This window comes from Cereibacter johrii (genome assembly GCF_001720585.1).
GTDB lineage: Bacteria > Pseudomonadota > Alphaproteobacteria > Rhodobacterales > Rhodobacteraceae > Cereibacter_A > Cereibacter_A johrii.
The window spans coordinates 22,897-32,043 of sequence record NZ_MABH01000157.1 but is presented as its reverse complement, the minus strand read 5'-3'; the positions used below and the strand labels follow the sequence as shown (position 1 = coordinate 32,043).

Here is a 9,147-nt window from a genome sequence, read left to right as displayed (position 1 = left end):
GTGGCGCGGTTGACGGGGCTCGAACCCGCGACCCCCGGCGTGACAGGCCGGTACTCTAACCGACTGAGCTACAACCGCGTGCGCCGTCCGGTCGCCGCCGAACGTGGGGGCGTATTACGCAGCCTCACGGGCGCCGTCAAGCGCCCCCGCGCCGAAAAATGTGAAAGTCATTTCTCCGGGGCCGGAATGAACTCCGCACTGTCGTTCGGAGGCAGGCGGAAGCGCCCGTGCGCCCAGTCCCCCGCCCGCCAGGCCTCGCGCGCGGCCTCGATCCGCTCCTTCGAGGAGGCCACGAAATTCCACCAGATCCAGCGCGGCCCGTCGGCCACGGCGCCGCCCAGCACCATCAGGCGCGCCCCCCGAGGGCCCGCCGTCAGCGCCAGCCGGTCGACCGGGCGCAGCACCAGCATCCGCCCCGCCTCGAAGCTCTGCCCGCCCACGCTCACCGAGCCGTCGATGACATAGGCCCCCAGATCCTCGTGCCCCTCGGGCATCGGCAGCCGCGCCCCGGGGGCGAGCATGGCGTCGGCATAGACGGCCTCGACCGGCAGATCGACCGGCGCGCGCTCGCCCCAGGCCTGCCCCAGGATCAGCCGGACGCGCTTGCCCTCCCCCTCGAGCTCGGGCAGCCGGTCGGCGCCCTGATGGAAGAAGGCCGCGGCATCGTCCTCGCGATCCTTCGGCAGCGCGAGCCAGGTCTGCAGCCCGAAGAGGCTCCCCGGCCCCTCCGGCGCATCCGTGCGCTCCGAATGCGTGATTCCATGCCCCGCGAGCATCCAGTTCACCGCGCCCGGCTCGATCCACTGGTCGGTGCCGAGGCTGTCGCGGTGGTGGAGCCGCCCGCGCAGCAGATAGGTCACGGTGCCGAGGCCGATATGCGGATGCGGCCGCACATCGATCCCCCGCCCGGTCAGGAACTCCGCCGGGCCCATCTGGTCGAAGAAGATGAACGGCCCCACCATCTGCCTGCGGGCCGAGGGCAGCGCGCGGCGCACCTCGAAGCCGCCGAGATCGCGGGCGCGCGGCACGATGACGGTCTCGATGGCGTCGACGGCATCGCCGAGGGGGATGTCGGGATCGAGGGCGGGGTTCCAGCTCATGATGTTTCTCCCTTGCTGACCGCCACCCTAACCGCTCCGCGCCCATGCGCACAGCGGCCTCCGCGCGCGGCGCTTGTGCGCTGAGGCACAGGATGCCCTCCCGGGCCCCCGCCCCGCCTCGGCCAGATCGCGGCACCCCCTTGCAGAGTCCCCCTCTCCCGCCTATGGGACGCCATGACCCAGCACGACCGCCTCCTCATCATCGATTTCGGATCGCAGGTGACCCAGCTCATCGCGCGCCGCCTGCGCGAGCTGAATGTCTACTGCGAGATCCATCCCTATCAGAACGTGACCGAAGCCTTCCTGAAAGGCTTCGCTCCGAAGGCCGTCATCTTCTCCGGCGGTCCCTCCTCGGTCTTCGCCGAGGGCGCGCCGATGCCGCCCCAGGCCGTGTTCGATCTCGGCGTGCCGATCCTCGGGATCTGCTACGGCCAGCAGGTGATGATGCACTGTCTCGGCGGCAAGGTCGAACGCGGCCACGGCACCGCCGAATTCGGCCGCGCCTTCGTGACGCCCACGGCGGAGCGGCTCTCGATCCTCGACGGCTGGTTCGAGGAGGGCCGCGAGCAGGTCTGGATGAGCCACGGCGACCATGTCTCGCAGATCGCGCCGGGCTTCCAGGTGTTCGGCACCTCGCCCAACGCGCCCTTCGCCATCACCGGCGATCCCGCGCGCCATTTCTATGCGGTGCAGTTCCACCCCGAGGTGCACCACACGCCGAAGGGCGCGAAGCTCTACGAGAACTTCGTGCGCCTCGCGGGGTTCAAGGGCGACTGGACGATGGGCGCCTACCGCGAGGAGGCGATCGCCAGGATCCGGGCCCAGGTGGGCGACCAGAAGGTGATCTGCGGCCTCTCGGGCGGCGTCGACAGTTCGGTCGCGGCGGTGCTGATCCACGAGGCCATCGGCGATCAGCTGACCTGCGTCTTCGTCGACCACGGTCTGCTGCGCCTCGGCGAGGCCGAGCAGGTGGTCACGATGTTCCGCGACCATTACAACATGCCGCTGATCCATGCCGACGAATCCGATCTCTTCCTCGGGGCGCTCGAGGGCGTCTCGGACCCGGAAGTGAAGCGCAAGACCATCGGCCGGCTCTTCATCGACGTGTTCCAGAAACATGCGGCCGACGTGGGCGGTGCCACCTTCCTCGCGCAGGGCACGCTCTATCCCGACGTGATCGAGTCGGTGAGCTTCTCGGGCGGTCCTTCGGTCACGATCAAGTCGCACCACAATGTGGGCGGCCTGCCCGAGAAGATGGGGCTGAAGCTCGTCGAGCCGCTGCGCGAGCTCTTCAAGGACGAGGTCCGCGCGCTCGGCCGCGAGCTCGGCCTGCCCGAGAGCTTCATCGGCCGCCACCCCTTCCCCGGCCCCGGCCTCGCGATCCGCTGCCCCGGCGAGATCACCCGCGAGAAGCTCGAGATCCTGCGCCGGGCCGATGCGGTCTATATCGACCAGATCCGCCGCCACGGGCTCTACGACGAGATCTGGCAGGCCTTCGTGGCGCTCCTGCCGGTGCGCACCGTGGGCGTGATGGGCGACGGGCGAACCTACGACTATGCCTGCGCGCTCCGCGCCGTGACGAGTGTCGACGGCATGACGGCCGACTATTATCCCTTCACCCACGATTTCCTCGGCGAGACGGCGACGCGGATCATCAACGAGGTGCAGGGCATCAACCGCGTGACCTACGACATCACCTCGAAGCCGCCGGGCACCATCGAGTGGGAATGACCCGGCCCGCGCGCGCCTGAAGGACCCCGGCTGCGGACGCACCGCCCGCAGCCGGAGACACCTCCCTCTCCCGATACCCGAGAGGGCAAGCACAGCCCCGTCCGCCCCCCGCGCCGCGGCGGCCACGGATGCGAAGGCCCCGTCCCTCCCCGCCCGTCGTCCGCACTCAGCCGCTGACCCGCCGCGACCCGGGCAGACAGCCCCCGCCCTTTCGGCACCCGCCGCCGCGCGGCCTCGCCTGCGCCGCCTTCCCTTCGCCTTCCCCGCGCCACGGTCCCGTCCCGGGCCTGCGCCCCCCGCCCGCCGGCACCGCCCCGCCCCGGCCCGTCTGGACAATCCGTCACGTCCGAGCCATGGTGGCCGGCCCTAGAACCGGACCTGCAAATGCCTGCCCAGCAAAGCCTTCTCTCGGCAACCTTCTGGATGGCCGGCGCCATCGCTTCCTTCTCCGCGATGGCCGTGTCGGGGCGGATGGTCTCGGGGATTCACGACACGTTCGAGATCATGGCCTGGCGTTCGCTGGTGGGGCTCGCGGTCGTCCTCCTCTGGGCCATCCTGTCCGGGCGGCTGGGCGAGATCCGCACCCGGCACTTCGGCGGCCATCTGGTGCGCAACCTGTCGCACTTCACGGGCCAGAACCTGTGGTTCTGGGCCCTGGGCCTCATCCCGCTCGCGCAGGTGATCGCGCTCGAGTTCACCTCTCCGCTCTGGGTGATCCTGCTCTCGCCCTTCCTGCTGGGCGAGCGCATCACCGCCCTGCGCGCCCTCTCCACCGTCGTGGGCTTTATGGGCATCCTGATCGTGGCCCGGCCCGACTTCGCCGCGCTCGATGTGGGGGTACTTGCGGCCGCGGGCTCGGCCGTGTTCTTCGCGGGCTCGATCATCCTGACCAAGCGGCTGACGCGCCACGATTCCATCGTCACGATCATGTTCTGGCTCACGCTGATCCAGGCGGTGCTGGGCCTCCTGTGCACCTTCGCGGATGGCCAGACCACCTGGCCCACGGCGGTCTCGGGCTTCTGGCTCGTGATGATCGGCCTCTCGGGCCTCGCGGCCCACCTCTGCCTCACCCAGGCGCTCGCGCGGGCCTCGGCGGGCTTCGTCGTGACGGTCGACTTCCTCCGCCTGCCCGTCTTCGCGATCCTCGGGATGGTCCTCTTCTCCGAACCGCTCGATGCCATGGTCATCCTCGGGGGCGGCATTATTCTTGCAGCGAACTGGATCAGCATCCGCGCGGCCGGACGCGCAAGCCGGCCACAGGACGCAAGGTGACATACGCCTTCCGTGGCGTAATCAATTGACCGAGAGGAGCAGCCTTCGAATGATGCAATCTCGTCTGGCTAGGGGAGGATGCCAATGAAGATCTGGACCATGGCGCTGGGGGGGCTGGCGCTCGGCGCCGGGGCTGCGGCGGCGGGCGACATCGAACGATCGCAGCAGAGCGTGGGCATCCTGTTCGAGGAGGGACGCTACGCCGAATTCACCTTCGGCGCCGTCAACCCGGACGTGAGCGGATCGGTGGGGGGGATCGGCTCGGGCAACATGGCGGGCAACTTCAACACCTGGTCGCTCGGCTACAAGCAGCCTCTGGGCGCCAACATGGATCTCGCGCTGATCCTCGACCAGCCGATCGGCGCGGACGTCGACTACCCGGACGAGGGCCTCTATCCGCTGGCGGGCACGACGGCCGAACTGCGCTCGAACGCGATCACGGCCCTCCTGCGTTACAAGCTCCAGAACAACGTCTCGCTCTACGGCGGGCTCCGCGCGCAGTCGGTCGAGGGCAAGGCCCACATCCTGTTCGACATCTACCAGAACGGGGCCTACATCGCGACGACCGACTACAATCTCGAGACGAACCGGGACTGGTCGCTGGGCTATGTCCTGGGCGTGGCCTGGGAGAAGCCCGAGATTGCCGCCCGCGTGGCGCTGACCTACAACTCGGCCATCGACCATGCGCTCGAGGGCGACGAGACCGGCACGAACCCGATCTTCGGCGACCGCTCGGGCGAGAGCGACTTCGACACGACGGTGCCGCAGTCGCTCAACCTCGAGTTCCAGACCGGCATCGCCGAGGACACGCTGCTCTTCGGGTCGGTGCGCTGGGTGGACTGGACCGAGTTCCTGATCGACCCCGAGATCTACCAGTATTACTTCCCCGGCATCCCTCTCGTGGCCTACGAGTCCGACCGCTGGACCTATACGCTGGGCGTCGGGCGGCGCTTCAACGAGCAGTGGTCGGGTGCCGTCACCGTCTCCTACGAGCCGCAGACGGGCGACGACACGGGCAACCTCGGCCCGAACGACGGCTTCCGCTCGATCGGGATCGGCGCGACCTACACCCACGAGAACATGAAGATCACCGGCGGCATCCGCTATGTCGAGCTCGGCAATGCGACGACGCGCGGCGTGGGCGCCGAGTTCGACGACAACAACGCCCTCGCCGCGGGCATCCGCGTGGGCTTCACCTTCTGAGATCCCTCCCGCCGGGAGGCAGAGCCGGGGCCCCTTCGGGGGCCCCTTGCGCATGTTCCGGGTCGCACGTCCCGCCGCTTCCTGCCAGAAGAGCGCCATGGCACAGACATCCCTCACCCCCCGCGCCTCGGCCGAGCTCCTGCTGCTCGGCACCATCTGGGGCGGCTCGTTCCTCGCCAATGGCTTGGCGCTTCCGCAGGCGGGCGTGGCGGGCACGGTCGCCGTCCGGGTCGGGGGCGCGGCCCTCGTCCTCTGGATCGCGGTGCGGCTCCTCGGGCTCGCGGTGCCCCGCAGCCCGCGGATCTGGGCCTCCTTCCTCGTGATGGGGCTTCTGAACAACGTGATCCCCTTCACGCTCATCACCTGGGGCCAGCAGTCGATCCCCTCGGGGCTCGCCTCGATCCTGAATGCGGCAACGGCCATCTTCGGCGTGCTGGTGGCCGCGCTGGTGCTGGCCGACGAACGGCTGACGCCGCGCCGGATCGCAGGCGTCCTGCTGGGATTCGCAGGCGTGGTGACGACCATCGGCCCCGACGCGCTTTCGGGCTTCGATCCGCGCTCGGCGGGGCAGCTCGCGCTTCTCGGGGCCGCCCTCTCCTATGCCTGCGCGGGTGCCTTCGGACGCCGGGCGCTGGCCGGGCTCGATCCGCGCATGGCCGCGGCGGGGATGCTGGCGGGCGCGAGCCTCATCGTCCTGCCGGCCGCGCTCCTCCTCGGCGGGCCGCCGCGGCTCGATCTGCCGCTGCAGGCCTGGGGCGCGCTCTTCTACCTCGCGGTCGTGGCCTCGGCCTTCGCCTATCTGCTCTATTACCGCATCCTCGCCGTGGCAGGCGCGGGCAACCTCAGCCTCGTCACCCTTATCGTGCCGCCGGTGGCGATCCTCCTCGGGGCGCTCGTCCTGGGCGAGCGGCTGCCCCCGCATGCCTTCGCAGGCTTCGCACTTCTCGTCGCGGGCCTTCTGGTGCTCGACGGCCGCATCCTCCATATTCCGCGTGAACTGGCCCGCCGGGCGCGGTAACAGGGCCCGATCCGAGGCAGGGGACGCAAGCGATGATCTACAGGACCGGGGCGGAGTGGCGCGCGGCGCAGGCCAAGCGGGTGCTTCTGTTCGGCATGTCGGGCCTGGGCAAGACCCATGTCTCGACCCTGCTCCGCGACAGCGGCGACTGGTTCCACTATTCCGTCGATTACCGGATCGGCACCCGCTACATGGGCGAGCATATCGCCGACAATTTCAAGCGCGAGGCGATGAAGGTCCCGTTCCTGCGCGAGCTCCTGCGGACCGACTCGGTCTATATCGCCTCGAACATCACCTTCGACAATCTGGCGCCGCTCTCGACCTATCTCGGCAAGCCCGGCAACCCGAACCGCGGCGGGCTGGCCTTTGCCGACTATCTCGAGCGGCAGGGCCAGCACCGCGAGGCCGAGGTGGCGGCGCTGCATGACACGCCCCGCTTCATCCGCCGCGCGACCGAGATCTACGGCTACCAGAATTTCGTCTGCGATTCCGGCGGCTCGATCTGCGAGGTGGTGGACCCGGACAATCCGGACGATCCGGTCATGTCCGATCTTGCGGGCAACCTGCTCATGGTCTGGATCAAGGGCTCCGAGGCCCATACGGCCGAGCTCGTGCGCCGCTTCGACAAGGCACCCAAGCCCATGTATTACCAGCCGGGCTTCCTCCATGCCGCCTGGACCGATTACCGCGTCGAGAAGGGTCTGACCGAAGAGCAGGTCGATCCCGACGACTTCATCCGCTGGACCTACGCCCGCGCGCTGGCCCACCGCCAGCCGCGCTACGAGGCCATGGCGCGCTGGGGCATCACGGTCACCGCCGAGGAGGTGGCCGAGGCCCGCGACGCCCAGGGCTTCGTCGAGCTCATCGCCCGCACGCTGGACCGAGCCAGGACCCACGCCTAGACCCCCCGACCACCGCCGGAGAGAGACGCCCATGCCGATCACCCTGCCCGCCACCCTGCCCGCCTTCGACGTGCTCACCCACGAGGGCGTCATGGTGATGACGCCGGAGCGCGCGGCGCGGCAGGACATCCGGCCGCTGCGGATCGGGCTTCTCAACCTGATGCCGAAGAAGATCCAGACCGAGAACCAGTTCGCGCGTCTGATCGGGGCCACGCCCCTGCAGATCGACTTCCAGCTGATCCGCATGACCGAGCATCAGACGAAGAACACCGCGGCCGAGCATATGGAGGCCTTCTATCGCCCCTTCCAGGAGGTGAAGCACGAGAAATTCGACGGGCTCATCATCACCGGAGCGCCGATCGAACATCTCGATTTCGCCGAGGTCACCTACTGGGACGAGCTCTGCGAGGTGATGGACTGGACCCAGACCCATGTCCATTCCACCTTCGGCGTCTGCTGGGGCGGCATGGCCATGATCTACCATTTCCACCGCGTGCAGAAGCACCGGCTGCAGGCCAAGGCCTTCGGCTGCTTCCGGCATCGCAACGTGGCGCCGACCTCGCCCTATCTGCGCGGCTTCTCGGACGATTTCGTGATCCCTGTCAGCCGCTGGACCGAGATGCGGCAGGCCGAGATCGACGCGGCGCCGGGCCTGCGCACCCTGCTCGCCTCGGACGAGGCCGGGCCCTGCCTCGTCGAGGATCCCGGGCACCGCGCGCTCTACATCTTCAACCATTTCGAATATGACAGCGACACGCTGAAGCAGGAGTACGACCGGGACGTGGCCAACGGCAAGCCGATCAACGTGCCGGCGAACTACTATCCCGACGACGATCCGTCGAAGCCGCCGCTCAACAGGTGGCGAAGCCACGCGCACCTCCTATATGGAAACTGGATCAACGAGATCTATCAGTCCACCCCATATGACCCGCAGCAAATTGGCCGTTAGCCTCCTCATCGCCGGAACGCTCGCCCTCGGCGGCTGCGGTGCCGCCGTCTCCCAGAGAGCCGCCGACCGCGAGGCCGTGGCCGAGGCCTCCTATCCGCCCACCGGCCAGCTTCTGACGGTCGATGGCCATACGGTCCATGCCCTTGTCGAGGGACAGGGGCCGGACCTGATCCTGATCCATGGCGCCTCAGGCTCGACGCGCGACTTCACCTTCTCCTTCGTGGAGCGGATGAAGGGGCGCTACCGGGTCATCGCCCTCGACCGTCCCGGCCTCGGCTGGTCGGACGATATCGGCCCCGACGGGCTGAGCCCGCTCGTACAGGCCGACCTCCTGCGGAAGGCCGCAGAGCAGCTCGGCGTGAAGCGGCCGATCGTGCTCGGCCATTCCTACGGCGCCGCGGTGGCGCTGGCCTGGGGCCTGCGCGATCCGGGCCATACCGCGGCCATCGTCACAGTCTCCGGCGCGGTCATGCCTTGGCCGGGGGATTTGGGGCCGCTCTATGCCCTCACCGCCAGCAGCTTCGGGCAGGCGGCGGTGGTGCCGCTCATCTCGGCCTTCGTCTCCCCCGAGCGGGCCGAGACGGTGGTGGGCCAGATCTTCGCGCCCCAGACGGTGCCGCCGGGCTATGCCGACTATTTCGGCGTGGGCCTCTCGCTCCGCCGCGACAGCTTCCGCGTGAATGCCCGCCAGGTGACCGCCCTCAAGCCCTACCTGAAGCTCATGGAGCCGAACTACGCCAGGCTGCCCATGCCGGTCGAGATCCTGCACGGCGATGCCGATCAGGTGGTGCCGGTCGAGATCCATGCGCGCCCGCTCGGCAAGCTGATCCCGAACGCCCATGTGACGATCCTTCCCGGCATCGGCCACATGCCGCACCATGTGGCGCCCGAGGCCGTCGCTGCCGCCATCGACCGCGCCGCCGCCCGCGCCGGATTGCGCTGACGCGCGCCCTGGCGATACTGCAGCGAAGA

General features: G+C 69.0%; 8 protein-coding genes and 1 tRNA gene. 7 read left to right on the top strand and 2 right to left on the bottom strand.

Going from position 1 to position 9,147, the window contains the following annotated elements:
* Position 1: 1 nt before the first annotated feature.
* Together A9O63_RS13980 and A9O63_RS13975 are read right to left on the bottom strand one after the other, a co-directional pair.
* Positions 2–78: transfer RNA gene (locus A9O63_RS13980), tRNA-Asp, on the bottom strand.
* Between the two features lie 89 nt (positions 79–167).
* Positions 168–1,100, bottom strand: a complete 933-nt coding sequence (locus tag A9O63_RS13975) for a pirin family protein (protein WP_069332490.1) — start codon at positions 1,098–1,100, stop codon at positions 168–170.
* A gap of 174 nt (positions 1,101–1,274) precedes the next feature.
* On the opposite strand from A9O63_RS13975, the gene guaA reads away from it, so the two are divergent.
* The 7 genes from guaA to A9O63_RS13940 all read left to right on the top strand — a co-directional run bounded on the left by guaA (position 1,275) and on the right by A9O63_RS13940 (position 9,118).
* Complete coding sequence (gene guaA, locus A9O63_RS13970; RefSeq protein WP_069332489.1) at positions 1,275–2,831, top strand: glutamine-hydrolyzing GMP synthase; 1,557 nt, start codon at positions 1,275–1,277, stop codon at positions 2,829–2,831.
* A gap of 384 nt (positions 2,832–3,215) precedes the next feature.
* Positions 3,216–4,103 carry a DMT family transporter gene (locus tag A9O63_RS13965; RefSeq protein WP_069332488.1) on the top strand — a complete coding sequence of 296 codons (888 nt, stop codon included), beginning with the start codon at positions 3,216–3,218 and terminating at the stop codon, positions 4,101–4,103.
* An 84-nt stretch (positions 4,104–4,187) separates the two neighbouring features.
* Positions 4,188–5,306, top strand: coding sequence for an OmpP1/FadL family transporter (locus A9O63_RS13960; RefSeq protein WP_069332487.1), 1,119 nt, complete (start codon positions 4,188–4,190; stop codon positions 5,304–5,306).
* A gap of 97 nt (positions 5,307–5,403) precedes the next feature.
* The gene (locus A9O63_RS13955; protein ID WP_459562000.1) at positions 5,404–6,324 is read left to right on the top strand and encodes a DMT family transporter; all 921 of its coding nucleotides are present in this window, start codon (positions 5,404–5,406) and stop codon (positions 6,322–6,324) included.
* 32 nt (positions 6,325–6,356) lie between these two features.
* Entirely contained in the window at positions 6,357–7,226 is an 870-nt protein-coding gene (locus A9O63_RS13950; protein WP_069332485.1) for an ATPase, read from the top strand.
* Positions 7,227–7,257: 31 nt separating this feature from the next.
* A complete protein-coding gene (gene metA / locus A9O63_RS13945; RefSeq protein WP_069332484.1) occupies positions 7,258–8,175 on the top strand; it encodes a homoserine O-acetyltransferase MetA in 918 nt (305 codons plus the stop codon).
* Complete coding sequence (locus A9O63_RS13940; protein ID WP_167354625.1) at positions 8,165–9,118, top strand: alpha/beta fold hydrolase; 954 nt, start codon at positions 8,165–8,167, stop codon at positions 9,116–9,118. Before metA ends, A9O63_RS13940 begins: the two co-directional genes overlap by 11 nt.
* The last annotated feature ends 29 nt before the right edge of the window (positions 9,119–9,147 follow it).

Coding starts and splice junctions, on each gene's coding strand:
- A9O63_RS13960 (WP_069332487.1), top strand. CDS start 4,188: ATGAAGATCTGGACCATGGCGCTGGGGGGGCTGGCGCTCGGCGCCGGG.
- A9O63_RS13955 (WP_459562000.1), top strand. CDS start 5,404: ATGGCACAGACATCCCTCACCCCCCGCGCCTCGGCCGAGCTCCTGCTG.
- metA (WP_069332484.1), top strand. CDS start 7,258: ATGCCGATCACCCTGCCCGCCACCCTGCCCGCCTTCGACGTGCTCACC.
- A9O63_RS13975 (WP_069332490.1), bottom strand. CDS start 1,100: ATGAGCTGGAACCCCGCCCTCGATCCCGACATCCCCCTCGGCGATGCC.
- guaA (WP_069332489.1), top strand. CDS start 1,275: ATGACCCAGCACGACCGCCTCCTCATCATCGATTTCGGATCGCAGGTG.
- A9O63_RS13965 (WP_069332488.1), top strand. CDS start 3,216: ATGCCTGCCCAGCAAAGCCTTCTCTCGGCAACCTTCTGGATGGCCGGC.
- A9O63_RS13950 (WP_069332485.1), top strand. CDS start 6,357: ATGATCTACAGGACCGGGGCGGAGTGGCGCGCGGCGCAGGCCAAGCGG.